Raw genomic sequence first — 26,115 nt, 5'->3', positions numbered from 1 at the left:
AGGCTCCAGGTGCTCAGGATCCAACCACCGCGCGAGCGGCAACGTCACCCTGACACTGAGCTCACGCTATCCGTATCGGGTGGGGGTGGGCTGTTACTTGCGATACCAGGGCCACCACCAGTGGCGTTTGCGGGGGTGGCGGACGGTGATGCTGCTGTAGCGGGCCTCGCCGGTGATGCGGAGGCGGACGCCGCCGCTGCTCGGACTACCGGTTTTGTTCGTGGCGCTGCTGCCGACCATGTCGACGTCGTCGATGTCCACGCTCCAGCCCGCCGGCACGATCATCACGATGGAGCTGTGCTTCGGGCGGGCCTCGACGTGGATCTCGCGCAGGTGCACGATCGCGTCGGTGAAGTCGAGCTTCACCGACGAGTGCTCGGGGAGGGCGGTGATCCGCTCCGGTACGTGCCAGGCGCCCTCGCGCTTCTGGGCGCTGTGCTTGGCCCGGATGGTCAACTCGGCGGGGCTCCCGTGCGGGACCGGGAGCAGGTCGGCGGTCGCAGTACGGAGCTCTAGTTGGGTCTTGGCCGCGTAGATCTGAGTGAGTCGCTCGTCCAGTTCCTCGAAGTCCAGCCGGCCGTCGCTGTGGGCTTCCTGGACGACCGAGGCAGCGCGCTCGCGGTCGTGATCAGAGGCGCGATGGCCGGGCGGCGGCTGTTCCAGACTCATGGCAGCAAAGGTATCGGTAAGCGGTTCCATCGCCACCAGCGCTCGGCCCGCGGATTTGACGGACCGTGACCCACCAAGCCCGGACCGTACTGCGAATCGTCCGGTCAGCCGCTCACCTGGAAGAATGGCCGGGTGAATTCGCGAACCATCGTCATTCTCGGCTCGACCGGCTCCATCGGCACCCAGGCCCTGGAACTGATCGGGCGGAATCGCGACCGGTTCCGCGTGCTCGCGATCTCCGCGGGCGGCGACAACGTCGGGCTGCTCGCCCAGCAGGCACTGGAGTTCGAGGTCGAGGTCGTCGGCGTCTCCAAGGCCACCGTCGCCCAGGACCTCCAGCTCGCCTTCTACGCCGAGGCGCAGCGCCGGGGCTATGCCCAGGGCGAGTTCCGGATCCCCAAGATCCTCACCGGCCCCGATGCCTCGACCGAGCTTGCCGGGATGCCGTGTGATGTGGTCCTCAACGGGATCACCGGATCGGTCGGGCTGCGGCCCACGCTCGCCGCGCTGGACGCGGGCAACACTCTTGCCCTGGCCAACAAGGAGTCCCTCGTGGTCGGGGGACCGCTGGTCACCAGGCGGGTCAAGCCGGGCCAGATCGTGCCCGTCGACTCCGAGCACAGCGCGATCGCCCAGTGCCTGCGCGGCGGGTCGGCGGACGAAGTACGCAAGCTGCTGCTGACCGCCAGTGGCGGGCCATTCCTCGGCCGGGAGCGCAAGGAGTTGGAGAACGTCACCGTCGAGCAGGCGCTGGCCCATCCGAACTTCGCGATGGGCCCGGTCGTCACCATCAACTCGGCCACGCTGGTGAACAAGGGGCTCGAGCTGATCGAGGCGCACCTGCTGTTCGGCATCCCGATGGACCGGGTCGACGTCGTCGTCCATCCGCAGCAGGCGGTGCACTCGATGGTCGAGTTCCACGACGGGTCGACCCTGGCGCAGGTCTCGCCGCCGACGATGGTGCTGCCGATCGCGCTCGGCCTCGGCTGGCCCGACCGGATACCGGACGCCTCTCCGCCGTGGGACTGGGCCAAGGCGAGCACCTGGGAGTTCCTCCCGCTCGACGGTGAGGCGTTCCCCGCCGTACAGCTCGCGCGTGAGGCCGGAACCCGGGGCGGTACCGCGCCCGCGGTCTTCAACGCGGCGAACGAGGTCTGTGTGGAGGCGTTCCGGGACGGGCGGCTGCCGTTCCTGGGCATCGTCGACACCGTCGCACGGATTGTCACCGAACACGACGTACCCTCGTACGAGGAACTGTCCATCGACGACGTACTCGCCGCGGACGCCTGGGCCAGGGCCCGGGCCCGCGAACTGACCGCCACCGGAAACGACCAAGGCCAGGAGACAACACAGGCATGAGCGCACTCCTCACCCTTGTCGGCATCGTGCTGTTCGTGATCGGCATCCTGGTGTCGGTCGGACTGCATGAGCTCGGTCACATGCTGCCCGCGAAGGCGTTCGGCATGAAGGTGACGCAGTTCTTCGTCGGCTTCGGCCGGACCGTCTGGTCCACCAAGCGCGGCGAGACGGAGTACGGGATCAAGCTGATCCCCGCGGGCGGCTTCGTCCGGATCATCGGGATGCTGCCGCCGAGCAAGAACGTTCAGGACAGCCAGGACCCGAGTGAGCCGTTGCGGGTCCGCAAGGCCAACACCGGCCCGATCCAGTCGATGGTGGAGAACGCGCGCAACGCGGAGTACGAGACGATCGACCCGGCCGACAACGGCCGGCTCTTCTACCAGAAGGTGTGGTGGAAGAAGCTGATCGTGATGGCGTCGGGACCGCTGGTGAACGTGGCGATCGCGTTCCTGCTGTTCGGCGGGCTGTACATGCTGTACGGCGCCCCCATCGCGCAGACCACCGTCGCCACCGTCACAGACTGCGTGATTCCCGCCTCCGAGGCCTCGGCCGACCGCAAGTGCGAGCCGAAGGACAAGGTCTCGCCGGCCAAGCAGGCCGGATTCCAGGTGGGCGACAAGATCCTGTCGTTCAACGGCACCGCCATCGACAGCTGGGACGAACTGACCCCGCTGATCCGGGCCAACACCGACAAGCCGGCCGCCATCGTCGTCGAGCGCGGCGGCGAGCAGGTCCCGCTGCAGACCAACACCATCCTCAACCAGGTGGTGGAGAAGCCCGGCTCCGACAAGTTCGTCTCCGTCGGCTTCCTCGGCGTCTCACCCGAGCGGAAGGTCGAGCGGCAGGACTTCGGTTTCGTCGTCGACCGGATGGGCGAGCTCACCGTCGGCACCGTCCAGGCGCTCGGCCGGTTCCCCGAGAAGCTCGTCGGCGTGGCCAAGTCGATCGTCGGCGGCGAGCGGGATCAGGACAGCCCGATGAGCGTGGTCGGCGCCAGCCGGGTGGCCGGAGAGGTCGCCTCCAGCGATCTGGCCACCGGCGAGAAGGCGTTCACCCTGGTGAGTCTGCTCGGTTCGCTGAACCTGTTCCTCGCGCTGTTCAACTTCATCCCGCTGCTGCCGCTGGACGGCGGGCACATGATCGGCGCCATCTGGGAAGGCATCCGGCGCGGCTTCGCCAAGCTGTTCGGCCGGCCCGACCCGGGCTACGTGGACGTGGCCAAGTTGCTGCCGATCGCCTACGTGGCGGCCAGTTGCATCGTGGTGATGGGCGTACTGCTCGTCGTCGCCGACATCGTCAACCCGATCAAGCTCTTCAACGGATAACTCTCAACGGTAAAAGGAAAAATGAGCATCTCCCTGGGCATGCCCGCGCTGCCTCCGCCGACCCTCGCCCCGCGCCGCAAGACCCGCCAGATCAAGGTGGGCAAGGTGCTGGTCGGCGGTGACGCCCCGGTGTCCGTGCAGTCGATGACGACCACGCTGACCTCGGACGTCAACACGACATTGCAGCAGATCGCCGAGTTGACCGCGGCCGGCTGCGACATCGTGCGGGTCGCCTGCCCGTCCCAGGACGACGCGGACGCGCTGCCGGAGATCGCCCGGCACTCGCAGATCCCGGTGATCGCCGACATCCACTTCCAGCCGAAGTACGTGTTCGCCGCGATCGAGGCCGGCTGCGCCGCGGTCCGGGTGAACCCGGGCAACATCCGCAAGTTCGACGACCAGGTGAAGGAGATCGCGGCCGCCGCCAAGGCGCACGGCACGTCGATCCGGATCGGCGTCAACGCCGGTTCGCTGGACCCGCGGCTGCTGCAGAAGTACGGCAAGGCCACGCCCGAGGCGCTGGTCGAGTCGGCGGTCTGGGAGGCGTCGCTGTTCGAGGAGCACGACTTCCACGACTTCAAGATCTCGGTCAAGCACAACGACCCGGTCGTGATGGTGAAGGCCTACGAGATGCTGTCGGAGCGGGGCGACTGGCCGCTGCACCTCGGCGTCACCGAGGCCGGTCCCGCCTTCCAGGGCACGATCAAGTCGTCCGTCGCCTTCGGCGCGCTGCTGTCGAAGGGCATCGGCGACACGATCCGCGTCTCGCTGTCCGCGCCGCCGGTCGAGGAGGTCAAGGTCGGCCTGCAGATCCTGCAGTCGCTGAACCTGCGCGAGCGCAAGCTCGAGATCGTCTCCTGCCCTTCCTGTGGCCGGGCCCAGGTTGACGTCTACACGCTGGCCGAGCAGGTCACCGCCGGGCTGGAGGGCATGGAGGTGCCGCTCCGCGTCGCCGTGATGGGCTGCGTCGTGAACGGTCCGGGCGAGGCCCGCGAGGCCGACCTCGGTGTTGCTTCCGGCAACGGCAAGGGCCAGATCTTCGTCAAGGGCGAGGTGATCAAGACCGTGCCGGAGTCGCAGATCGTCGAGACCCTGATCGAAGAGGCGATGCGGATCGCCGAGGAGATGGGCGAGTCCGTCGAGGGCGGCGAGCCGACCGTCACCGTCAGCTGACTCCTTCCCACGGCAGCCCCGAGGACCTAAAGTGCCAACGGCCCGCCCGCCTGGTGGCGGGCCGTCCGTCCAGGAGGCTGACCATGAGAAGCAAGATCCTCGCCGTACTCGCGACCGGTGCCGCCGTCTGCGCGAGCACCCTGCCGGCCGCGGCGATCAACTCCTACAACGCCTCACCGGCGCCGGAGCGGACCGAGGTCGGCGCCTTCCTGGCGTTGTGGGACACCACCGGCGACGGCGTGCCCGACCGGTTCGACTGGGTCTGCAGCGGGACGATGATCGACCGCGACACCTACCTCACGGCGGCTCACTGCACCGACGACTGGCCGGCCGGGACCCGCTTCTACGTGTCCCTCGAGCAGGATGTCCAGTCGCTCCTCGATCAGGCCGCGGCGCAGGGGCTGACACCCGCGCAGACGGCCGCCGCCTTCGTCCAGGCCGGCGACGCGGTCGAGGGAGACACGCACCAGGACCCGGCCTTCCCGGGGAACTCGGCGGATTCCCACGACATCGGCGTGATCGACTTCGCGACCCGGCCGACCGATCCTGCCGATGTCTGGAGCTTCACCCCGGCGATCCTGCCGACGGCCGGACAGCTCGACCAACTCGGGAGCCGTGCGCTGGATGCCGCCTCCTGGCTCGTGGTCGGTTACGGCACTGAGGAAGCCGTTCGGGGGCCGGGCGGTCAGACCCACCCCGGTGGTGGCGTCCGGATGAAGGCGCCGGTGGACTTCAACGCGCTGAACAAGACCTGGGTGCGGCTGGCCATGACGGCGCCGCAGGGCAACGGTGGTGCCTGCTACGGCGACTCCGGCGGTCCGAACTTCGTCACGCTCGGTGGCAAGATGGTGCTGGCGGCAACCACCATCACCGGCGACACTCCCTGCTACGCGACGAATGTGACGTACCGCCTCGACACCCCGTCGGCCCGGAGTTTCCTGGCGCCGTACGTGCGGCTGCCCTGACGTCGGCCGGGCTTGGTTCGCGTTCACCGGATACCCTTCGCGGCGTGACGGAGTACATGGTGGTGAGCGCGATCCGGGCCGAGGCGAAGTACGTGCCGGAGGGGATCCCGGTCGTCGTGACCGGGATCGGCAAGACCGCCGCCGCGGTGGCCGTGTCCAAAGCATTGGCGAAAGCTTTGGCCGGGCGGGAGGCCGCGGACCTGGTCGTGCTGAACGTCGGTACTACGGGCGCCCTGCGTGACGGCATGGCCGGGCTCTACCTGCCCAGCGAGGTGATCAACCACGACATCAACGCCGACGCGGTCCGGGCGATCGGGCTCGACCCGCAGGAGTCGCTGAAGGTCGAGGGCGGAGACGGGTCCGTGCTCGCGTCGGGGGACGTGTTCGTCACCGACCCGGTGATCCGGACGCGGCTTGCCGAGCGGGCGCACCTGGTGGACATGGAGGCGTACGGCGTCGTCTACGCCTGCCGGGAGTACGGCGTACCGGTGCGGCTGGTCAAGCACGTGTCAGACTCTGCCGACGAGGCCTCGATGGACTGGCCCGCCCTCGTCGATGCCAGCGCCAAGGTGCTGGGGGAGTGGGTCCGCTCAGAGGTCGGCCAGGTGCGATAGGACCTGGGTCTCGCGGACGAGCCAGCGCATGACGCCGACGCCGGCGGCTTGGACCGACTGGTTCGCCTGGAGCGCGTCCGCCACGGTCACCCAGCGCGGCTCCAGTTCGAGTTCGCTCTCGTAGCCCTCGAGCGCCTGCGAGCCGAAGTCTCCGGTCCCCGAGCAGTAGAAGTAGTGCGAGATCATCTTGAACACCTCGTACTCCGGTTCGGCCGCGCGCAGGTACTCCACCGTCGTCCCGAGCGCCAGTCCCACCTCGACGCCGGTCAGGCCGCACTCCTCCTCGAACTCCCGGATCAGGGCAGCAGGCATCGACTCTCCGCGCTCGACACCGCCGCCGGGGAACTTGTAGTCGCCGTGCCGCGATGCCAGCAGGAGCACCTCGTCGCCGCGGAAGAGTACGCCGCGAACTGCGGTTCGTTGCACCGTGCGGGCGGTCAGGTCGAGATTCCGGTCATGGACGAACGTGCCTAGGAGCATGCCGCCTATTCTGGCTTGACCTTGACCTTGACCTTGACCTTAAGGGCAGGGTTTAGCGTCGTTCACGAGGAGGCGGGATGCATATCAGCGACCTGGCGGCCGAGGCCGGCGTCACAGTCAAGGCGGTTCGGTACTACGAATCGCAGGGGCTGCTGAAGCCCGGCCGGGAAGCGAACGGGTACCGGATCTACAGCGCCGAGGACGTCATCGTCGTCCGCGAGGTGAAGGCCTTGCTGTCGCTCGGGCTGACCGCGGAGCAGACGTATCCGTTCATCGAGTGCCTGCGGGCCGGCAACGACCGGGCCGACGTCTGCCCGGCCTCGCTGACGGCGTACCGGACCCGGATCGCCGAGGTGGACCGGCGGATCGCCGAACTGACGGACCTGCGGGCCCGGCTGACCGAACTCCTGACCGATGCCGAGAACTGGAGGACGAAGGTATGACGGATCTGCGAGTGGTTGACGAGAGCAACTTCGAGCAGGAGGTGCTGGGCGCGGACAAGCCGGTGCTGGTGGACTTCTGGGCGCAATGGTGCCCGCCATGCCACCAGATCGTGCCGGTGCTCGGCCAGATCGCGGCCGAGCGCCATGACCGGCTCAGCGTGGTGAAGCTGAACTCGGACGAGAACCCGGCGATCTCGGCGAACTACCGGGTGATGGCGTTGCCGACGCTGATGTTGTTCCACCACGGCGAGGTGGTCTGGTCGGTGGTCGGAGCCCGGCCCAAGGCCAAGCTGCTGAAGGAGCTCGATGACGCGCTGCTGACCGGGACGCAGCTGTAACTGCTTGAACCGGTGTCACGCCGACTATCGTGGAGGCATGACGCCAGGAGCACGACGGTTGACGTCTACGGACGGGGTGACCCACACGTTCGACTCGGGCAGTTTCGCTCTGGAGCTGCTCCTCACCGGTGGTCCGCCGCCGTGGGACCGGTACGAGATCCTCCACACCCCGGAGGACCTTGCGGCCTGGCTGCCGGACTCACATCTGGCGTTGGAGCTTCCGTTCTCCGAGGAGCAGGTCCGGATCAGCCGGGTCGAGCTCGACCGGGTCAAGGAGTTCCGCGCGGCGATCTGGCGAGTCATTCCCGCGCTGACTGCCACAAAGCCCGTTCCCGGCATCCCGCCCGCGGACGTAGACGCGAAGGACCTGGAGTTGATCAACCAGATGGTCGGTCCGCTACCGACAGTCCGCCTGAGCGCGGTGGGGCGCAGGGAATGGGAAACCCCGATCACCGGCAGCCAGGTGCTTGGCGCGGCGGCCCGTGAGTTGGTCGACCTGCTCGGCCGCAAGCCGGAGCGCCTGCGGATGTGTGCGGGCGACAACTGCGCGCTGATGTTCTACGACACCTCGCGCCCCGGAAACCGCCGCTGGTGCTCGATGCAGCGCTGCGGCAACCGCAACAAGGTAGGCAGCTACCGCACCCGCCGCCACGACGACAGCTGACGCCCCTCGACAACAGGTTGGTTGCCTAGAGCACCTGAAGGGGCCGCCAGCGGGCGGAACAGCTCGACCAGTACTCCGTGCGGTCCGGCCACGTACGCGGAGGTGGTTCCCCAGCCGGTGTCGGTGGGTTCCAGGACGATCCGGCCGCCGCGGCCGCGGATCTCCTCGATGTCGGCCTGCACGTCGCCGGAGACCTCCAGACCGAGGATGCCGGGCTGGCGGCGTGGTGGTCACCGGAGGCGGTCGAGCGGGGGATCAGCGAGGGGATCACGCTGGTCGCGCTCGATGGAGAACGGGTCGTCGGGATGGCAGGGCTCGGGCGGGAGGCTGACTTCTGGGTGCTGTGGAAGCTCTCCGTGCTGCCGGAGTACCAAGGACGAGGCGTCGGGCAGGCCCTTCTCGACGGCGCGATCGCGGTGCTCCCCGATGGCAGCACCCAACTGCTGCTGGACGTGCTCGTCACCAACGAAGCGGCGATCACCTTCTATCGCAAGCACGGTTTCGGCGCGCAGGCGAGAACACCCGACCGGGATCTCGGTGCCGAAGTGATGTGGATGAGTCGCGACCTCTGAGCCGCCGCGCCGCGTGGGGAATCGCGGCGGCTCGTGAGTTCGTCTACCTGATCGGTAGCTACGACGCCTCCCGGACTGGTCGGTTGTCAGCGCTTCTGGAAGGACCAACGCTGACAGGGACCGCCGTGGTAGAACCACGTGATCACTTCGGGATGGGGCAGCCTGCTGCAGCCGGCTACATCCAGCGAGAGTCCCGAGCTGACCTGCACCACGCTGTAGGTGCCGCCCGGGCTCGGCTCGATCCGCCACAGCTGGCATTCGGACTCGTTGCTGGTCCAGATCGTGACGACTCCGGCGGGCAGTTTGGAGCAGCCGTCGATATCGAGCGCCTTGGACGAATTCGGATCGACGATCTTGTAGACGTCGTCCCCGACGCTCTGCAGCTTCCAGCTCTCACACGGGCTGCCCGCGATGTCGTCCCACATCCGCACGTTGGCGCCGTCCGCGGTCTGACAGTTCTCGATGTCGAGCACCTGGGTCGTGCTCGTCGCCGCCGAGGTGCGATAGCGGGCCGTCATGTTCTCGCCGAGCTGGGTGGCGTTGAACGACGGCCGCAGGATCCATTGCTGGTTCGCGCCCTGACCACAGGTCTCCTGCTGCACCGGTGCGTTGTCGGTCACCGCGCCCCCGATGATGCTGAGGCACTTCTTGCTGTGGGCGAGCTTCAGCTGGACGACCGTGTCGTAGCTTGCGCCGTCCACGTACTCCAGCGTGACCTGTTGATTCGCGGTCGGATCGCCGTTGCCGTCCCCGCACGGCCACTGGAGCAGCTGGCCGCCGTCCGACAGACTCCAGTCGTCCATGTCCGCACACTTCACCGGACCTTCGCCGACCGCGGTGTGCACCGGCTTCAGCGCGTACTGCTCGGTGCCGGCCACGGGGTCGATGTGGAACCGCGCGTTGAGATCGACCGGAAGACAGGTCCACTGAATGTAGCGGGCCAGGTTCGCCGTGCTGGCTTCCTGGACGTTGAGACACTTGCCGCTGTTGCGGTTGACCAGGTCGTAGGTCCGTCGCTCGATGTCGAACTTGGGCCCGGTGACGGCGCCGGTGGGGCCACCCCAGGCCAGCACCTTGGCGCCGAAGGCCGTACCGCTGGAACGGAAGGTGTAGACCTGGCGGTCACCAGCCGCGCCACCGGCGTACAGGATGGCGGCGTCGCCCTTGCCGTCGCCGTCGAAGTCACCGGCTGACAGGGTCGCCTTGGACAGGTCGGGCTCACCAGCCTGCCGCCACCACGAGCTCTGCACCAAGCTGGTCCCGGTCGAGCGGAAGACCGTCAGGCCGGCGTCGCTCTGCCCGGTCCCCGTGGTGCTGTGCTCGTAGAGGCCGACGATGTCGTCCTTGCCGTCGCCGTCGACGTCAGTGACGGCGGGCTTGCTCTTCTCCCAGCAGTAGTTGCCCGCACCGGAGTCGTAGATCGTCTGAGCCGCGGCGAAGCCGGTCCCGGTCGAGCGATACATGTCGACCACCGTGCGACAACCGGTCAGGTTGCGCATGCTGAGGAGGTCGTCCTTGTTGTCGCCGTCGATGTCGGCGAGCAGGGGAGTGCTGCCGGCCCAGGGGTTGCCGGCGGCGGCAGTGGCCCAGGTGGTCGGCGTTGCGAAGTTGTTCGCCGCCCGGAAGACCAGTGCGCTCCAGTTCTGCGTGCCCGCGTTCTGGACGACGATGTCGCTCTGGCCGTCCCCGTCGACGTCCCCGCCGATGGTTCGCGCCGTACTCAGCGGCCAGCCGTTCGGGCCACTCGTCCACACCGCCGGCGGAGCGTCGTACCGGTTGCCTTCGGAGTCGAGCTTGTAGAGCCAGACCTGGCGGCCGGCGCCTTCGCGGAAGAGGGCGAGGTCCGTGCGGCCGTCCTTGTTCCAGTCACCTTGCACCGGACGGGTGCGGTAGAGGTTGAAGCCGCCGCCCTCACCGCTGTCCCAGCCGATGTAGCCGTTGTGGAAGCTGCTGCCGGCCGAGGTAAAGTTCCAGACCGCGGTCCGGCCGAAGCCATGGTCGAAGACGGCGGTGATGTCCGCCTTGCCGTCACCGTTCGCGTCGTTGCGTACCAGGGTCGGCTGTGCGGGGTTCTGGATCGCCTGCAGGGACCACGACTTGTAGTTGCTGCTCCAGTTGCCGGCGCGGTCGATCGCCTTCACGAACAACGGCTGCGACTCGGTCTTCAGCGTCACCGGAATCGTCGCCACGCCGTTGGCGCCGGCCTTCACCCGAAGGGTGATCTTGTCCTGCTGGAAACCGTACGCGTACTCCGTGATGTCGGTGTCGGCCACGTTCCCCGGCTTGAAGATGACCGTACCGGCCTGGCGGGTGTGGATCAGGCCGGTCGGTTCACCGTTGGGGAAGTCGGTGGACTGGATCACCGGCAACGCGGGCCGGTCGGTGTCCACCGTGAAGTAACAGTCCGGCGTGCTCGGGCCGGTCGCGTGGCCGTCGCGGGTGAAGGCCTTGTAGCGGTAGAGGGTGTTCTTCGCCAACTTGCCCACCGGGACCTCCGGCCAGGCGAACGCCGCGCCGCTCACCGTCGGACCGACATCCGCGGTGTGGACGACGGCGTTCGCCTCGTTCAGGATCTGCAGCGTGGTGGTGACGTTGTCGCCGGCGTCCGGGTCGTTCGCGATCGCGGAGAACTGCGGCTGGAGGTTCGCGATCGCCGTCGGCGCCGTCTTGGTGCCGCACGGCCGTGGCCTGGTGAAGTTCAGGTCCTTCGGCATCCGCGGCATGGTGTTGTACGTGATCGAGATGACCGCGGTGTGCGGATGGAACTTCTTCCACTGGCTCTGGTTGTTCTCGTCCGCGGCGCGCAGCCCGAAGGACACCGTGGAACGGCGTCCGTCCGCGACGTCCTGCAGCACGTTGCGCAAGGCGCCACTGGCCGGGCTGAACTCCATCTGGTTGTCCTCGGTCCACGGATAGGCCTCACCGTAGACCGTGTCCAAATGCTGGCGCCAGAAGCTTTCGTTGTTGTTCCAGTCGACGTAGGAGCTGGTGCTGAGGTCGTTGAGCCACCAGAGCTGGGTCGGCGTCGGCGAACCGGTCGGCGTCTTGTTGAGAGTGATCCGGAAGGTGGCACCGACGATCTGGCTGCCCGCGATGGTCTGGGCGCCGCTCGTCGTGCGGAGCAGGAACATCGATCGGTACAGTTTGCCGGCGTCGCCGTAGACCCGCCCGACCTTCGCGCCTTCGTCCAGCCGGTCGTAGTTCCAGGCGGTCTGGTTGCCCATGATGTTGCTGACGTGCAGCCAGTTGATCAGCCCGCCCCCGATCGACGGATCGATCAGCACCGGGAACTTGGTCTTCGGGTCGGCCAGCATCTTCTGGTCCGGCGTCAGTGTCATCGCTGTCCCGGCCAGTGCGATTCCGAGCCGAAACGGCTTCTTCGTCGCGTCCCACATCGTCGGCGGCGGCGCGCTGAAGACCTGCTTGCCCTTCCGGTCCCTGGCCAGTGTCGTCCCGTCGGGCCGGACTGTCAGCTTGAGCGAGTCACTGCTGATCGGGTAGCGCAACGTCCGCAGCGCCGGGTTCAGCGCCGCCGCACGGTTTTTCACCACCAGCAGGTGCGAGAAGTCGTTGATCCCGACATCGATCCGCAGATCGACACCCGGCAGCACCTCCGGATAGACCGCGGTCGACTTGTCCAACCGGGGCGCAGGCAATTTCCCGGGCCACCCCATGCTGAGCCGCTGCCCGCGTTCGCCGATAGTCAGCAGGTGTCCGGACCCGCCACCCGACAAGACGATCGGCGTCATCGCCGCCTTGGCCCGAACGGTGCCGTCGGCAAGCTTCACCAACGTCGAGTCCGGCGCGACCCACCCCGTCCCTTTCCGCACCCGGACCGGCACCGCGTGCTGGTCCATCGTCTTGGTCCCGTCCGGGTTGACGTAGACCTCGGCCGTCTCCGACCGCAGCGACGGCACCTCCACCCGACGGCCGGACTGCCGTGCCTCGACACCAGCCTTCGCCAGCGGCGACAAATCACGCGGATCGTCCTTGTCCATCACAGCATTCGGTGCCACGCCCGGCTGCACTTCCACGGCTCCTTCCGCAGGCACCACCGCCATCGAGATCAGCACCCCGACAGCAGCCACCCCAACACACAGCCGACCGAACCTCATACCATCACCCTCACGCGACGTTGCTTGTGGCGCTCGCCGGCGGCACGGTCCAGCCGACCGCTACCGATCCTCGAGCGTCTAGGGATTCACCGGCTCCGGCCGGCGGGACACGGCAGGAGGGCACCAGCCTGGCTGCCCTCCTGCCCGACATCAAATGCCGGTCAGTTCGACCACAGCTCGATCATTCAGGCAGGGCCGGTACGATATGCGCCTGTCCCTTCTGGTTGTAGTGGATGACGCCACTGTTCGTTGGCGTCCGGCTTCCGTCCCGCCCGACCGACGTGCCAATTTGCTCGTTGAAGGTGACCTTCTCCTTGTGTCCGGCAACTCCCGGCGGCTTCGGGCCGACCTGCCGGCCACGACCGAAACTGTTGTTGATCAGCTTGATGGGGTCCGCCGTCAGTTCACTTCGGCCGGGAATATATCCCTTGGCACCCAGGAAGTGTTTCTCCTGGTGACCCATGTGTACTCCCTTGTAGCCGACCTCGAACCGCTTGACCGTGGCCGCCATCCTGGCCGACGAGGCGGCGTACCGCGCGGCCATGATTGCACCGCGGACCGCGAGCGCACCTACGCCGCCGGTGAGAGCGCCGATGGCTACGGTGAGAGCGATCTCGGCGACCACGGCCAGGATTTGAGCTCGATGTTCGTAAACCCAGTTGGCCGCCTTCTGGGCTACCGCCGCGACCTTGTGAGCTACCGCCTTGGCTGTTTTGACGACGGTCTTGGCGACCTGTTTGACCTTGGCAACCGCCTTCTTGGCGACCTGGGCGACCTTCTTGGTGATCTTCTGAACTGTTTTGACGGCCTTCTTGACTACCGTCTTGACGGTCTTGACGACCTGTTTGACGACTTCGACCGTTTTGGCCACGAAGGTCTTGACGGCTTCCATGGTTGCGGTGACGCGGTCCTTCACCCAACTGATGACGGGGGTGACGACCCTGACGGCTTCCTTGACCGTGTCGACGACGCGTCTGGTCACGGTCTCAGTGACCGTCTTGATGCTGGTGACGATGCTGCTGAACCAGGACAGCCCGTCCGGATCGCTGAACGTGACTGGGTTGTTGTTGCCGTAGACGTAGGCGTTCAGCGTCTGCGGATCGGTCATGTCCATCTGTGGATCAACCGAGATGAACTTGCCGATCGTCGGGTCGTAGTCGCGGGCGCCCAGGTGGACCAGGCCGGTGCTCGGGTCGTTCGTGCCGCCGACGAATCCGCGCTGGCCGGGCCAGGCGGTGGGCGCCGCGCCGCGCAGGTTGCCGTACGGATCCTCACGGCGCCGCTGGACGTTCTGCTGGGCGGTGTTGTCGATCGTCGTGGTCGAGGTGCCGTGATGGTCGGCGCCGAGCCAGTGCAGGTTGCCCTTGGTCCGGACCGCCACGGTCTGTTCACCGTGCTTGTAGTAGCGGGTCCCGTCGACCGTGGTGGTGCCGGCCTTGAGCAGCAGTTCGGTGTCGCCGAGGTAGAGCGTCGTACCGGTGTTGTCCCGGCGGATCAGTCGATCACCGTTGGCGTTGTACAGGAACTGGGTCTCCTGGCCGCCCTTCACTACCTTCTCGAGGTCGTCGTCGGCGTTCCAGACGTAGGTCTCACCGACGCCGCCCGAGGTACGGGTCTTGCGATCACCTGTCTCGTTGTAGGTGTAGCTGTCGGTGCGGCCGCCGACCGGCATCCCGGTCCCGGTGGTCACTACGCTCTGTACTGCGTGCGGCCTGGCCTGTCCGATGGTGGGATACGCGTAGGTCGACGTGGTGGAGCCGCCGGACCAGGTCTTGGTCTCGGTCTTGCGGTTGCCGATCTTGTCGAAGGTCCAGGAGTGCCAGTACGGCGCTGGGCCGCCCAGGCGGTTGGCAGCGGGAGTGGCGGTGATGCAATCGACCGGGACGTTGTCCGCGTCCGGCGCGGGTGTCCACGCGGCGGTCATCCGGCGCAGGTGGTCGTAGGTGAAGCACTGCGTGTCGGTCGGGGCGTTCGAGGTCGCGGACGGGACGTCGTTGATCTGCCTGATGTTGCCGGAGTCGTCGTAGGTGTACTGCACCTCCGAGATCCGTCGCGGAAGCGTCTCCCGCTGGGTGATCACGGACGAGAGTCGTCGGGTGCCGGTCTCGTACTGGTACCCGAGCTCCACCCATCTGCCCTCCGTCGCGCCGAGGGTGACCCGCTCCACCTCGCCGAACGGCGTGTAGCCGGTGCCGCGGACGTAATCGGTATCGGCCGACTTCAGTGTCGCCGGCTGGTCCTTGGCGTCGTATCCATAAGTCAACGTCTCGGCAGGTAGTCCGCCGATCTCAGGCAGCGTCTCCGTATCGGTCTGGCCGTCAGGCCGGTACGTCGACTCGAATCGATACGTGCCCGCCAAGGCGCCCTCGTTGGCCGGGATGACGTACTCCGTGCCGGTTGCCCGACCCGCATCGTCGTAGCCGGTCACGCTGGTCGTGTAGGCGTTGTCGTTCGCGTCGTAGCGAGTAGAGGAGGTCGGCATACCGGGCAGCAGCGTGTCGTAGATCCAGCCGGCCCGCTGGTGACCATCAAGCGAACCTTCGTAAACACCCGTCGTTCGGCCGTTGCTGTCATACGCGTAGGCCAGGGTGATCCCTCGGGCGTCGGTCTTGGCCGCCATCCGGTCGAGCTCGTCGTAGCTGTACGTCGTGATGCCCTTGTCCGGGTCGGTCTCCTTGGTCTTGCGGCCGCGTACGTCGTACTCGTAGGACCACTTGTTGTTCGCGGAATCGACGATCGACTCGAGCTGCCCGCGATTGGTGTAGGTGTACTTGGTGCTGTCGTAGCCACCGGTCGGGCCGTCGCCGGTGTACTGCCGCAGCTCGAGCAGGCGGCCCTGTACGTCGGTGACCTTGGTGGTCGGCGTCTCACCGGTCGGCGGGTCGACAGACTCGCTGTCACCGTTGTAGGTATGAGTGGTCTGCCACTTGGGCGCGTTCTCGGACTTGAACAGCTCCGCTGTGGGGCGGCCGGCCAGGTCGTACTGGGTGATCTTCTGGGTCGGGAGCTTCTCCTCGTCCGGAATCAGCACCTCACCGACCGGGGGAGCATCGTTGTAGTACGGGCCGTTCTCCTTGACCTCCAACCCGCGGCTGTCGTAGATGACCTCGTTGACGATACGTCCGCCGCCCTGCGCGGCTTGCTGGCTCTGTCGCGGCCGCATCAGGCCGTCGTACAGCTGCAGTGTCGACTCGATGCCGCCGTCGGTCTGCAGCGTCTTGGTGTTCACCGACATCGGCGCGTTCGAGAAGAGGGTGTAGTCGTACTCGACGTCCGGCGTCGCCTCGTTGTCCGCGGCGGCGGCCATGCCCGCGATGTTGGCACCTGCCTGCGCGGACGCGATGGCGGCGCCGGTGCGGCCCGGGTACCAGACCTTCTTGGTCCGGCCGAGTGGGTCGTACGTCGCCTCGGTCCGCTTGCCCGCCTCGTCGGTGACGGCGACCTCCTCACCCCAGGCCGGCTCAAACTCGATCGAGGTCTTGTGGCCATTCGGCTTGGTCGACTCGACCTTGGTCACGGGGCCGGCACCGGTCGGGGTGTAGGTCGTGGTGCTCTTCTGCCCGTCTGCGTCGGTCATCTCGACGGCCCGGCCAAGCGCATCGTAGGTGGTGGTGTTGACGGTCTGGTACTGCGCTTTGCCGTCCGAGCCGAAGCCCATCAGCCGCTCGGTCTTGGTGACGTCGCCCTTGATCGGCGCCGTGTCGATCGAAGTGGCGTTGTCGTAGAAGGTGCGGTTGTCGGAGATCACCTGCTGCTGCGTGTGCGGCGTGCCGCACGCCACCGCGACGGAGAGCTCACGCTTGGGAATCTCGAGGATGCCGAGAGTGTCGTTCTTCGTGTACTCGTACGTCGTGCAGGTGTCGTCGGCAGCGGTGCTCAGGTCGTTCAGGTCGTTGCTGCTGAGCAGGACACCGTTGGCGTCGTAATTGTTGGTCGCGGTGCTCTGGCGCGCACCGCCACTCGCGAGCGTCTCCACCTGACGGTTGCCCGCCTGCTGGGCCTGGTAGGCGCTGGTGGTTCCCCAGGTGCGCGTGCGGGTCGAGGTCGGGGCGGAGACCCACTGGTCGGTGATGGTGCGGGTGACCAGTTGGGTGCCGTTGAAGGTGGAGGTTTCGCGGGGCTGGCCGGCCAGCGGAAGCAGATCATTGACCTTGACGCCGGTGGAGTCCTCGATCGTCGCCTCCTTGATGGCGGTGGTGCCGGCCAACTTGTCCCCGTACATCCCGCGGTAGTAGCGGTTCACGGTCAGTGTCTGCGGACCCCCGGTATTGCCCTTCCGGACCTCGACCTGGTCGTAGCCACGCCATTGCGACCAGGTCTTTTGGCCGATCTCGACCAGGCCGTCCTCGTCGTCGTGCCGCCAGGCCGGCGGGTTCGGGTACGCCACGGTGGTCACGACCGGCTCGGTGCCGGAGATGCGGTCGGTCTCGGTGACCGACCGAACGACGTACTTGTGGAACCAGTCCGTTTGCTCGACGGTGGAGCCCGGCGGCGTCCACTTCATCGGGTGGCAGCGACGGCCGTTCGTGTCGGGCGCCGGAGTGTCGCCGGGCTTGCAGTCCATCGGGTAATAGCCCACCGCCAGCTCGCCACCGGTGCCGTAGGAGACGCGGTTGATCCGCCACCAGTTCATCTCGGGCAGGTTGTCGCCGACCTTGTCGACCCGGTTGGCCAGCTGGATGCCGTCGAAGTTCACCTCGGGGATCGCGACACCGCCTGCGTTGCCGACGTGACCGGCGTGGGTGATCGCGTCGAGCCACAGGGCCGGCTTGGTGCCGTCGCCGTTGTCGGGGAACGCGTAGCGCAGAGACCACGAGCTGACCGGGCTGAAGGTGGTGTCGCGAGCGATCTCGGTGGTCACCTTGGACAGCTTCTTGGTGGTGTAGAAGGCCGGGTTGAACCTGTTGTCGCAGTTGGCCGGGGCAGCGCCGTTGGCACCGATGCAGCGCCGGTCCAGCGGCACGTCCGGGTAGTCCGCGTCCGCAGTGCAGGCGCTGCCGTCCAGGCATCGCTCGGTGGTGCTGAACTGGACCTTGCCGACCGGGGGCGTGGTGTAGAGGGCATTCTCGCGCTGGCCGTACTCGATGGTGCGGATGTGGCCGGCCCGGGTGTAGGGCGTGACCGCGGTGGCGGTCTGGTTCCGGGCGTAGTAGTTCTTCTCGGTGTCGTAGTACAGGCTCATGGTGTTGCCGTGCCGGTCGACGACGTAGTCGAGGTTCCACTTGTACGTCTGCTGGCACCAGGAGCCGGCGAAGTTCCCGGCGGCGAAGCACTGCTCACCGGAGTGGTTGCCGAACACCGGCACCGTCCAGCTCGAGTTGGTCCGCTGGGTGGTGGCACCAGGCAACTTGTTGAGGCCGAAGTAGTACTTGGTGCCGTCCTTGGTGGTCAGCCGCCAGTGCTCGCCTTGCTGCTGGTCGATCCGGCCGTCGTCGCCGTTGTCGGCGCCGGACAGCTTCTCCACCTTGGAGCCGTCGTCGTTGCGCGGACGCCAGGTTCCGGTGGCGTCGTCCCTGACGAGCTCGCCGCCCTTGCCGTTGAGACTGAAGACGGCGTTCTCACCGGCCCAGCACAGGTCACCGGTCGCTCGGGTGCCGTTGTTGCCGGAGCTTTCGGTCTTGGACCCGCAGGAGGCGAAGCGTTGTTCGATCGAGCCACCGGGCTGCAGGTCGAACCCCTGACCGGCCCACGACGGCTGGTTGTTGGTGGCCGAGGTACGGCCGTCCACGCCGCCCGAGCTGTAGCCGAGCGCGATCTGCGGAGCCGGTCCGCCGTTGCCCGGCGGTACGTTCATCGGGTAGTTCCAGGTGAAGTCGCCGGAGGAACCGCCGACCTGCCACGTTGCGGTGGGGGACAGTTGGGAGGCGCCGAAGTTGCCGGTGCCACCCGCGGCCGAGGACTGGACGGCGTACAGCTCGGTCCCGGAGCTGACGGTGACATCGCCGGTCAGCGTGCCGTCGCCGCTGTTCTGCACAGGGACCGGGGTGCCGGCGCAGGCGGGCGTGCCGGGCCGGGTGAGGGCGCAGGCGGGCATCTTGAGCAGTTGCAGGCGCAGGGCCCAGTCGCCGCCGAAGGCATCGCGGAAGTCGTTGTAGTTCAGCTGCAGGGAGACTTTGCCGGGCTGCTTGAGGCCGTCGGTGCGCGTGAGCTTCAGCAGCAGGCCGTCAGTGGCGCGGCGGGACAGGTCGATCCGCAGTGTCGCGGGCGCGGTGTCGGATGCCTTGGCCGTCGCGGTGGCGCTGGCCGGGATCGCGGAGCCCACCCAGACGGGCAACGAGCCGGCGCGCGCCCGCGGGCCTGCCTGCCGGCCGGCGAGCATCGCCGTCCATCCTGCAGCCGGCGCCGGAACCGCGACCTCCGCGGCCCCGGCGGCCGGCCAGGCCACCTTCGGTGTCGCCTTGACGGCCTTCGCCTCGGCGGGATCGGCCGCCTTCGGGATCGGCTTGTAGTTCGAGCCGGGGACCGGCTTCTCCTTCTTGGGCTTCCACAGCGGGTCGTCCTTCAGCGGGCCGGCCTGTGCGGCCGGCCCCCAGACGGTGGCGATCAGGGCTGTCGCTGTCGCTGTGGCGATCGCGAGACGGCCGGCCCGGCGAGCGCGCGGCCGCCGGAGAAAGCGCGTGGACATGGTCGGTCTCCTCAGCGCAGGCGGGTGGGGACCTGTACGTTCCTCTGTCGCGGTCAGACCTGACAACTCTTTCGGTTCTCGTCGAATCGAGGCATTCGAGCGTGGTTGAAAGGGCTCGGCCGACCCGTTACGGGCCTGAGCGGCTGTCATCGGCTAGGTTCTGCGGCGTGGGCGTACGGGTACTGGGTCCTCGCGACCTCTCAGCGGCGAGGTCCGTCATCGCCCGCGATCCGGTCGTGAACGTCTTCGTGGACAGCTTGGTGCAGGCGTCCGGGCTCGATCCGCGGCGCGGCGCGGAGGTCTGGGGCTACGTCGAGAAGGGCGAGCTCGAAGCTCTCTGCCATGCCGGCGGCAACATGGTTCCGGTCGGTGCGGGCGAGGCCGCGCTGCGCTCGTTCGCGGCGTACGCGCTGCGCCGCGGCCGCAACTGCTTCCAGATCCTCGGACCGGCCCGGGCCGTCGACCAGCTGTGGACCGCGCTCGAACCGCACTGGGGACCGGCGCGCGAAGTACGCGACGACCAGCCGTTCATGGTCATCGACGGTCCGCCGGCGATCGCTCCCGATCCGCTGGTCCGGGCGGTCGAGCCCGTCGAGTTGTCCGTTCTCTACCCGGCCTGTGTGGCGATGTACACCGAGGAGGTCGGGGTGCCGCCGCAGACCGGACCGGACGGCACCTTCTACCGGTCCCGGGTCGCCGAGTTGATCCGGGCCGGCCGGGCGTTCGCGCGGATCGAGGACGGCAAGGTCGTGTTCAAGGCCGAGATCGGATCGGTCGGCACCGGGGTCTGCCAGATCCAGGGCGTCTGGGTTGATCCCGAGCGACGCGGCGAAGGTCTGGCGGCGCCGGGGATGGCGGCCGTGGTCGAGCTGGCCCGGCAGATCGCGCCGGTCGTCACGCTGTACGTGAACGCCTTCAACACCCCGGCCCGGGCGGCGTACGAGCGGGTCGGCTTCCGGACCATCGAGACGTTCGCGACGATCCTGTTCTAATGCTGAGCGCTCACTGTGATGGTCCGGTGACCACTGGTGAGGTTGGCTGATCGGCAGCGCCGCCCCGCCCAGCCGAAGGATCCTTCATGCGAAGACTCGCCCTGCCCTTGGCCGGTATGGCCGCCGTCGCGCTCGCCGTCACCGGGTTCACTCCCGGCTCCTCGGCAGCGCCGGCTCCTGCCGCCGACACACGCCCGTCCTACTACTCGCTCAAGCTGCCGGCAGGCATGGCTGTTGCAGACCTGGTCCGCGACGGCTACGACATCAGCCACGCCCACGGCTCCCGGCCGACCCTGGTCGCAACGCCTGCCGAGGTGGACCGACTGCGCGCCCGCGGCGTGGTCCTGGGCAAGACCGGCGACGTCTACCAGCCAGTGGCGCGCGTCGCCTCAGACGCAGCCGGTACTACGTACTACGGCGGCTACCACACGACCGCTGGTCACGAGCAGCACAACGCGGCCGTGGCTACGGCCCACTCGGACCTGGTGAAGCTCTACGACATCGGGGACTCGTGGAAGAAGACGCAGGGCACAGGTGGTCACGACATCCAGGCGCTGTGCATCACCAAGCTGACCACTGGCGACTGTGCGCTGAACAGCACGGGAAAGAAGCCGAAGTTCGTCCTGCACGCGCAGATCCACGCCCGCGAGGTGTCGACAGGGGAGATCGCGTACCAGTGGATCGACCTGCTCGTCACGCAGTACGGGAAGGATCCGGCGATTACCTCGCTGGTGGATTCCCGGGAGTTGTGGGTCGTTCCGATGGCGAACCCGGACGGCGTGGACGTGGTCGCGTCGAACCCGACCCAGCCGGTGATGCAGCGCAAGAACGTCGACAACAGCACGGGTGGCTGCCCGGCCGGCGACGCCGGCGTGGACCTGAACCGCAACTCCAGCTTTCAGTGGGACGTCAACCAGGGCGGGCCGTGCGACGAGACCTACCCCGGCGTGAAGGCGGTGTCCGAGCCGGAGACCGTCGCGGTCCAGGGTTTGCTGGACAAGATCTTCCGCGACACCAAGGGCGAGGTGGGCGAGCCTGCTGCTGCCGGAACCACCGGCGTCTTCCTCACCCTGCACAGCTTCGGCAGCGACATCCTGGCGCCGTGGGGCTACACGAACACGGCGGCGCCGGACAAGACGGCTTTGGTTGCTCTGGGCAAGAAGATGGGCGCGCTGAACGGGTATCCGGTGTCGACCGGGGACGGCGGGGTCGGGTACTTCGCGCCCGGGGCCACCGACGACTGGCTGTACGGGACGCGCGGGGTTCCGTCGTACACGTTCGAGATCGGTCCGGACTCCGGCGCGTGTGCGGGCTTCTTCCCGGCGTACTCGTGCATGGGCTCGACGTTCTGGCCGAAGCAGAAGCCGGCCCTGCTGTACGCCGCCCGGGCCGCCGCCGCGCCGTACGGGCCGTTGCCGTAGTGACTCGCCGGTAACATAGCGCTAGAGTCCGGGGTCATGAGCCGACGGAGCAAGAGCACCACCGGGCTGGCCGCGCTGTTCGGGGTGACGGGCGTGCTGCATTTCGTTCGGCCCAAGCCGTTCGAGCGGATCGTGCCGCGTCAGTTGCCGCGCAAGAAGGAACTCGTCTACGCCTCCGGGGTGGCGGAGATCGCTTGCGCGGCCGGCCTCCTGCACCCACGCACCCGGCGCACGGCGGGCCTGGTGAGTGCCGGGCTGCTCGCGGCGGTGTTCCCGGCCAACGTGCAGATGGCGCTGGACCTGAACCGGAAGGGCTCGCCGCGGGCCAAGGCGATCGCCTTCGCCCGGCTTCCGCTTCAGATCCCGCTGATCCGGGCCGCCCTGAAGGCTTCCCGCGAGGGTCGCTGACCGGGCCTTCCACCCAGCCCCTGACGTGGGCCTGTGGAAAAGTGGTGAGAGCATTCGGCGGGGGCGGATATCCTCTTTGCCGTCAGTAGTTCGTCCGATTCTTGTACTTGCTGGGAGACTCCCGTGATTCTGCGCATGTCGTCGCTGTTCCTTCGCACCCTTCGCGAGGACCCGGCGGACGCGGAGGTCCCGAGCCACCGACTGCTCGTCCGCGCCGGCTACATCCGCCGCGCCGCGCCGGGCGTCTACACCTGGCTGCCCCTCGGGCTGAAGGTGCTGCGCAACGTCGAGACCATCGTCCGCGAGGAGATGGACGCGATCGGCGCGCAGGAACTGGTCTTCCCGTCCCTGCTGCCCCGCGAGCCCTACGAGGCGACCGGCCGCTGGACGGAGTACGGGCCGAATCTGTTCCGCCTGAAGGACCGCAAGGGCGCGGACATGCTGCTCGGCCCGACGCACGAGGAGATGTTCACCCTCGTCGTGAAGGACCTGTACTCGTCGTACAAGGATCTGCCGCTGTCGATCTACCAGATCCAGAACAAGTACCGCGACGAGGCGCGGCCGCGGGCCGGCGTACTGCGCGGGCGCGAGTTCGTGATGAAGGACTCGTACTCGTTCGACATCGACCAGGACGGGCTGCAGGCGTCGTTCGAACTGCACCGGAAGGCGTACATCAACATCTTCGACCGGCTCGGCTTCGACTACGTCATCGTCAAGGCGATGTCGGGTGCGATGGGCGGCTCGGCATCGGAGGAGTTCCTGGCGATCGCGGAGAACGGCGAGGACACCTTCGTCCGCTCGCCGGGTGGCTACGCGGCGAACGTCGAGGCCGTCGTGGTGCCCCAGGCGACGCCTGTCGACGCCTCGGCCGTGCCCGCCGCCGAGGTGGTCGACACCCCGGACACGCCGACCATCGACACGCTGGTGGACGCGCTGAACGCGAAGCACGCCCGTACTGACGGCCGCGAGTGGACCGCTGCCGACACGTTGAAGAACGTGCTGGTGATGCTCGTGCACCCCGACGGCACCCGTGAGCCGCTGGCCATCGGCGTGCCCGGTGACCGCGCGATCGACGAGAAGCGTCTCGGCGCGCAGGTCGAGCCCGCGGAGGTGGTCGCGTTCGAGGAGTCCGACTTCGAGAAGAATCCGGCGCTGGCCAAGGGCTACATCGGGCCCGGTGTGCTCGGCGCGGAGAACTCGGCCAAGATCCGGTACCTGCTCGATCCCCGGATCGCGGAGGGTTCCGCCTGGGTCACCGGCGCGGACAAGACCGGCTATCACGTGATCAACCTGGTGTACGGCCGCGACTTCACCGCCGACGGCACGATCCAGGCGGCCGAGGTGCGCGACGGCGACGAGGCGCCCGATGGTTCGGGTCCGATGTCGGCGGCCCGCGGCATCGAGATGGGCCACATCTTCCAGCTCGGCAAGAAGTACGCCGACGCCCTGGACCTGAAGGTGCTGGACCAGAACGGCAAGCTGGTCACCGTCACGATGGGCTCGTACGGCGTCGGCGTCACCCGCGCGGTCGCGGCCATCGCCGAGGGCAACCACGACGAGCTCGGCCTGATCTGGCCCCGCGAGATCGCGCCGGCCGATGTCCACCTGGTTGCCACCGGCAAGGACTCCGAGCTGTTCGCGAAGGCGGCCTCGATCGCCGCCGAGCTGGAGTCCCGCGGTCTGTCGGTCCTCTACGACGATCGCGAGAAGGTGTCGCCCGGCGTCAAGTTCAAGGACGCCGAGCTGCTCGGCATCCCCACCATCGCCGTGGTCGGCAAGGGCCTGGCCGAAGGCACCATCGAGGTCAAGGACCGCCGCTCAGGCGACCGCGCAGACGTCCCGGTCGCCGACATCGTCGACCACTTGGTGTCGGTCGTCCGCGGCTAGTCACCCGTCCCTGCGCCACACCACTCCACCCGTAGGCCCCAGCGCCTGCGGGTGGAGTGGTCCGCCCGCCCGGAAGCCTCGCCCGGTCCGGCCGCCCCGGTGCGAACCGGTGGCGACGTCGCGGTTAGTGGTCGGGGCGGTTGTGGATGCAGATGAGGGTTTGCTGGCCGGCTGCTACCAGTGAGCGCTGGGTGCCGTGGATGGCGAAGACCTCCAACTGGCACACCGTCAGCGTGCGGCCGGACTTGAGGACTTGGCCGATGGCTTCGATGTAGTCGCCTTCGGCTGGGGCGAGCAGGTTGATCTTGAACTCGACGGTCAGGACCGAACTGTCGTCGGGGAACAGGGTGAAGGCAGCGTAGCCGCCGGCGCTGTCGGCGATGGAACTGGTGGCGCCGGCGTGGAAGTACCCGTGTTGCTGGGTGACCTCAGGGCGGCGGGGGAGCTGGATGTGGACTCGGCCGGGGCCGATGTGGGTCAGGTAGGCCCCGAGATGTTCCATCAGGCCCTGGCGTTCGAAGCTCGCCTTGATCCGAGCCTGCACCTCGGAGCCGGCCTCCTCAGGCCGGGCTTCCTCGGGACCAGCTTGCTCGGGACCGCCTTCTTCGGGACCGGCTTGCTTGAGACCGGCTTCTTCGGGACCGGCTTGCTCGGGGCCGGCTTTTTCGTGGTCGTTCATCGGGCTCCTCAGGCGCGGACCCAGACGGTCCAGCGTTCCACCCGAAGGTAGCCGAGGCGTTGGTACACGGGCTGGCCGTCGTCGCTGGCGATCAGGGCGGCGGGCTGGTCCGGGCGGTGGCCGGTGGCAGCCCAGGTGATCGCCGCGCCGGCGCCGCGACCGCGCGCGGCCGGGAGTACCGCGACGTTCTCGACGACGGTCAGGCCCGCCGCGTCGTGGGCGACGGAGGTGGCCAGCGGAACATCACCGTCGTAGCCGACGAACACGGTCGATGGGCCGTCGAGGAAGGTACCACGGCCGGTCGGCTCGGCGGGCGGCGTCGACGGCCCAGGAAGCGTGGGCGAGGACGGCCTGGCGGACGAGGGAGTCGGTGGGAGCCAGATCGGCCTCCCAGCCGGTGGCGAGGTGTTCACCTTCGGGTGGCAGGATCGACGAGGCCATCCAGCCACTGTTCCATCGCCGCGGCGCTTTGTCTCCGCCGAATCGATGTAAGGGTAGAGCGGGATAATGGCCTTACTGGATGATGGAGCCATGTCCTTGCTGTCCCCTGTGTGGTGCCACTGTGCCTGACGTTTCCCTGCTGACCATCGTGTTCCTGGTGATCGCGGCCTTCTCGGCCGGCTGGATCGACGCCGTCGTCGGTGGTGGTGGGCTGATCCAGCTTCCGGCGATGCTGCTCGGCCTGCCGAACGCGTCGCCGGCGCAGATCCTGTCCACCAACAAGATCTCCTCGCTGTTCGGTACGACGACCAGCGCCGTCACCTTCGGTCTGAAGGTGAAGCCGGACCGGCGGACCGTCCTGCCGCTGGCGATTCTCGCGGCGCTCGGATCGGCGGCGGGCGCGTTGGTGGCGACGCAGATCCCGATGTCGTGGTTCAAGCCGATCGTGCTCGTGCTGCTGATCGGGGTGGCCATCTACACCTGGGTGAAGCCGGACCTCGGCTCCGCGACCGTACTGCGCTTCGACGGGCGCGCCCACTACGTCGCGGCCAGCCTGGTCGGCCTGCTGATCGGGTTCTACGACGGCGCGGTCGGGCCGGGGACCGGGTCGTTCCTGATCTTCGCGCTGGTCGGCCTGATGGGCTACAACTTCCTCCGCGCCAGCGCCAAGGCCAAGATCGCCAACGTCGCCACCAACCTCGGCGCCATCCTGGTCTTCGCCGCGCACGGTGCTCCGCTGTGGCGGCTCGGCCTGATCATGGGCCTGGCCAACATGCTCGGCGGCCTGCTCGGCGCCCGTACCGCGGTCGCCCGGGGCAGCCGTTTCGTCCGGGTGATCTTCCTGGTCGTCGTCAGCGCGCTCATCCTCCGCCTCGGCTACGACGTCTTCTTCGGCTGAGCGTGCGGGGTGTCGCCTACTGGCTGTTGACCGCCCGCTACGATTCG

General features: G+C 67.8%; 21 protein-coding genes. 14 read left to right on the top strand and 7 right to left on the bottom strand.

Annotated elements, in window-relative coordinates; genetic code table 11:
* Window positions 1-93: 93 nt before the first annotated feature.
* Window positions 94-669 (bottom strand): DUF1707 SHOCT-like domain-containing protein, encoded by a 576-nt coding sequence (locus ABD255_RS39510; protein WP_344221948.1) that lies wholly within the window; start codon window positions 667-669, stop codon window positions 94-96.
* 132 nt (window positions 670-801) lie between these two features.
* Between ABD255_RS39510 and dxr the strand changes: the two genes are divergently transcribed.
* The 5 genes from dxr (at window position 802) to ABD255_RS39485 (ending at window position 6,105) form a co-directional block, all read left to right on the top strand.
* Window positions 802-2,028, top strand: a complete 1,227-nt coding sequence (dxr, locus tag ABD255_RS39505; protein ID WP_344221947.1) for a 1-deoxy-D-xylulose-5-phosphate reductoisomerase — start codon at window positions 802-804, stop codon at window positions 2,026-2,028.
* Window positions 2,025-3,353, top strand: coding sequence for a M50 family metallopeptidase (locus ABD255_RS39500; RefSeq protein WP_344221946.1), 1,329 nt, complete (start codon window positions 2,025-2,027; stop codon window positions 3,351-3,353). Before dxr ends, ABD255_RS39500 begins: the two co-directional genes overlap by 4 nt.
* Window positions 3,354-3,374: 21 nt before the next feature.
* On the top strand, window positions 3,375-4,526 hold the full coding sequence (gene ispG / locus ABD255_RS39495) for a flavodoxin-dependent (E)-4-hydroxy-3-methylbut-2-enyl-diphosphate synthase (protein ID WP_344221945.1): 1,152 nt from the start codon (window positions 3,375-3,377) through the stop codon (window positions 4,524-4,526).
* 83 nt (window positions 4,527-4,609) lie between these two features.
* The gene (locus tag ABD255_RS39490) at window positions 4,610-5,491 is read left to right on the top strand and encodes a trypsin-like serine protease (protein WP_344221944.1); all 882 of its coding nucleotides are present in this window, start codon (window positions 4,610-4,612) and stop codon (window positions 5,489-5,491) included.
* Between the two features lie 44 nt (window positions 5,492-5,535).
* Complete coding sequence (locus ABD255_RS39485; RefSeq protein ID WP_344221943.1) at window positions 5,536-6,105, top strand: nucleosidase; 570 nt, start codon at window positions 5,536-5,538, stop codon at window positions 6,103-6,105.
* Here ABD255_RS39485 and ABD255_RS39480 read toward each other — a convergent pair.
* A complete protein-coding gene (locus ABD255_RS39480) occupies window positions 6,082-6,585 on the bottom strand; it encodes an NUDIX domain-containing protein (RefSeq protein ID WP_344221942.1) in 504 nt (167 codons plus the stop codon). The two genes, ABD255_RS39485 and ABD255_RS39480, sit on opposite strands and share 24 nt — an antisense overlap.
* Before the next feature lie 77 nt (window positions 6,586-6,662).
* On the opposite strand from ABD255_RS39480, the gene ABD255_RS39475 reads away from it, so the two are divergent.
* The 3 genes from ABD255_RS39475 to ABD255_RS39465 are packed head-to-tail and all read left to right on the top strand — an operon-like array spanning window position 6,663 to window position 8,030.
* On the top strand, window positions 6,663-7,028 hold the full coding sequence (locus ABD255_RS39475) for a MerR family transcriptional regulator (RefSeq protein ID WP_344221941.1): 366 nt from the start codon (window positions 6,663-6,665) through the stop codon (window positions 7,026-7,028).
* Complete coding sequence (gene trxA, locus ABD255_RS39470) at window positions 7,025-7,366, top strand: thioredoxin (protein WP_344221940.1); 342 nt, start codon at window positions 7,025-7,027, stop codon at window positions 7,364-7,366. Before ABD255_RS39475 ends, trxA begins: the two co-directional genes overlap by 4 nt.
* Before the next feature lie 58 nt (window positions 7,367-7,424).
* The gene (locus ABD255_RS39465) at window positions 7,425-8,030 is read left to right on the top strand and encodes a CGNR zinc finger domain-containing protein (RefSeq protein ID WP_344221938.1); all 606 of its coding nucleotides are present in this window, start codon (window positions 7,425-7,427) and stop codon (window positions 8,028-8,030) included.
* Here ABD255_RS39465 and ABD255_RS43970 read toward each other — a convergent pair.
* Window positions 8,000-8,164, bottom strand: coding sequence for a VOC family protein (locus ABD255_RS43970; RefSeq protein WP_425554643.1), 165 nt, complete (start codon window positions 8,162-8,164; stop codon window positions 8,000-8,002). The two genes, ABD255_RS39465 and ABD255_RS43970, sit on opposite strands and share 31 nt — an antisense overlap.
* Here ABD255_RS43970 and ABD255_RS39460 point away from each other — a divergent pair.
* A complete protein-coding gene (locus ABD255_RS39460; protein ID WP_344221937.1) occupies window positions 8,108-8,602 on the top strand; it encodes a GNAT family N-acetyltransferase in 495 nt (164 codons plus the stop codon). The two genes, ABD255_RS43970 and ABD255_RS39460, sit on opposite strands and share 57 nt — an antisense overlap.
* A gap of 86 nt (window positions 8,603-8,688) precedes the next feature.
* Here the strand turns inward: ABD255_RS39460 and ABD255_RS39455 are convergent, their stop codons facing one another.
* Both ABD255_RS39455 and ABD255_RS39450 read right to left on the bottom strand, forming a co-directional pair.
* On the bottom strand, window positions 8,689-12,717 hold the full coding sequence (locus ABD255_RS39455) for an RICIN domain-containing protein (RefSeq protein ID WP_344221936.1): 4,029 nt from the start codon (window positions 12,715-12,717) through the stop codon (window positions 8,689-8,691).
* Between the two features lie 181 nt (window positions 12,718-12,898).
* Window positions 12,899-19,342, bottom strand: a complete 6,444-nt coding sequence (locus tag ABD255_RS39450; protein WP_344221935.1) for an RHS repeat-associated core domain-containing protein — start codon at window positions 19,340-19,342, stop codon at window positions 12,899-12,901.
* Window positions 19,343-19,509: 167 nt separating this feature from the next.
* Here ABD255_RS39450 and ABD255_RS39445 point away from each other — a divergent pair, with 167 nt between their 5' ends.
* From ABD255_RS39445 to ABD255_RS39430, 4 genes are all read left to right on the top strand, one after another.
* Window positions 19,510-20,334: a GNAT family N-acetyltransferase gene (locus ABD255_RS39445; RefSeq protein ID WP_344221934.1), complete on the top strand. Its 825-nt coding sequence runs from the start codon at window positions 19,510-19,512 to the stop codon at window positions 20,332-20,334.
* A gap of 86 nt (window positions 20,335-20,420) precedes the next feature.
* Window positions 20,421-21,755, top strand: a complete 1,335-nt coding sequence (locus ABD255_RS39440; RefSeq protein ID WP_344221933.1) for a M14 family zinc carboxypeptidase — start codon at window positions 20,421-20,423, stop codon at window positions 21,753-21,755.
* Window positions 21,756-21,791: 36 nt separating this feature from the next.
* Window positions 21,792-22,163 carry a DoxX family protein gene (locus ABD255_RS39435; RefSeq protein ID WP_344221932.1) on the top strand — a complete coding sequence of 124 codons (372 nt, stop codon included), beginning with the start codon at window positions 21,792-21,794 and terminating at the stop codon, window positions 22,161-22,163.
* Window positions 22,164-22,286: 123 nt separating this feature from the next.
* Entirely contained in the window at window positions 22,287-24,050 is a 1,764-nt protein-coding gene (locus tag ABD255_RS39430) for a proline--tRNA ligase (protein ID WP_344221931.1), read from the top strand.
* Between the two features lie 124 nt (window positions 24,051-24,174).
* Here the strand turns inward: ABD255_RS39430 and ABD255_RS39425 are convergent, their stop codons facing one another.
* A complete protein-coding gene (locus tag ABD255_RS39425; protein ID WP_344221930.1) occupies window positions 24,175-24,729 on the bottom strand; it encodes a PaaI family thioesterase in 555 nt (184 codons plus the stop codon).
* An 8-nt stretch (window positions 24,730-24,737) separates the two neighbouring features.
* Window positions 24,738-25,142: a hypothetical protein gene (locus ABD255_RS39420; RefSeq protein ID WP_344221929.1), complete on the bottom strand. Its 405-nt coding sequence runs from the start codon at window positions 25,140-25,142 to the stop codon at window positions 24,738-24,740.
* Between the two features lie 149 nt (window positions 25,143-25,291).
* On the opposite strand from ABD255_RS39420, the gene ABD255_RS39415 reads away from it, so the two are divergent.
* A complete protein-coding gene (locus ABD255_RS39415; RefSeq protein ID WP_344221928.1) occupies window positions 25,292-26,068 on the top strand; it encodes a sulfite exporter TauE/SafE family protein in 777 nt (258 codons plus the stop codon).
* Window positions 26,069-26,115 lie beyond the last annotated feature (47 nt).

Source organism: Kribbella sancticallisti (genome assembly GCF_039530625.1).
Taxonomy (GTDB): Bacteria; Actinomycetota; Actinomycetes; order Propionibacteriales; family Kribbellaceae; genus Kribbella; species Kribbella sancticallisti.
The sequence above is the reverse complement of the archived record's forward strand: the minus strand, read 5'-3'. Positions and strand labels throughout refer to the sequence as shown.

What these genes read in the sequence shown, in the direction of transcription:
- ABD255_RS39510 (WP_344221948.1), bottom strand. Translation starts at nt 669, where the DNA reads ATGAGTCTGGAACAGCCGCCGCCCGGCCATCGCGCCTCTGATCACGAC.
- ABD255_RS39500 (WP_344221946.1), top strand. Translation starts at nt 2,025, where the DNA reads ATGAGCGCACTCCTCACCCTTGTCGGCATCGTGCTGTTCGTGATCGGC.
- ispG (WP_344221945.1), top strand. Translation starts at nt 3,375, where the DNA reads ATGAGCATCTCCCTGGGCATGCCCGCGCTGCCTCCGCCGACCCTCGCC.
- ABD255_RS39490 (WP_344221944.1), top strand. Translation starts at nt 4,610, where the DNA reads ATGAGAAGCAAGATCCTCGCCGTACTCGCGACCGGTGCCGCCGTCTGC.
- ABD255_RS39480 (WP_344221942.1), bottom strand. Translation starts at nt 6,585, where the DNA reads ATGCTCCTAGGCACGTTCGTCCATGACCGGAATCTCGACCTGACCGCC.
- ABD255_RS39475 (WP_344221941.1), top strand. Translation starts at nt 6,663, where the DNA reads ATGCATATCAGCGACCTGGCGGCCGAGGCCGGCGTCACAGTCAAGGCG.
- trxA (WP_344221940.1), top strand. Translation starts at nt 7,025, where the DNA reads ATGACGGATCTGCGAGTGGTTGACGAGAGCAACTTCGAGCAGGAGGTG.
- ABD255_RS39455 (WP_344221936.1), bottom strand. Translation starts at nt 12,717, where the DNA reads ATGAGGTTCGGTCGGCTGTGTGTTGGGGTGGCTGCTGTCGGGGTGCTG.
- ABD255_RS39450 (WP_344221935.1), bottom strand. Translation starts at nt 19,342, where the DNA reads ATGTCCACGCGCTTTCTCCGGCGGCCGCGCGCTCGCCGGGCCGGCCGT.
- ABD255_RS39440 (WP_344221933.1), top strand. Translation starts at nt 20,421, where the DNA reads ATGCGAAGACTCGCCCTGCCCTTGGCCGGTATGGCCGCCGTCGCGCTC.
- ABD255_RS39435 (WP_344221932.1), top strand. Translation starts at nt 21,792, where the DNA reads ATGAGCCGACGGAGCAAGAGCACCACCGGGCTGGCCGCGCTGTTCGGG.
- ABD255_RS39425 (WP_344221930.1), bottom strand. Translation starts at nt 24,729, where the DNA reads ATGAACGACCACGAAAAAGCCGGCCCCGAGCAAGCCGGTCCCGAAGAA.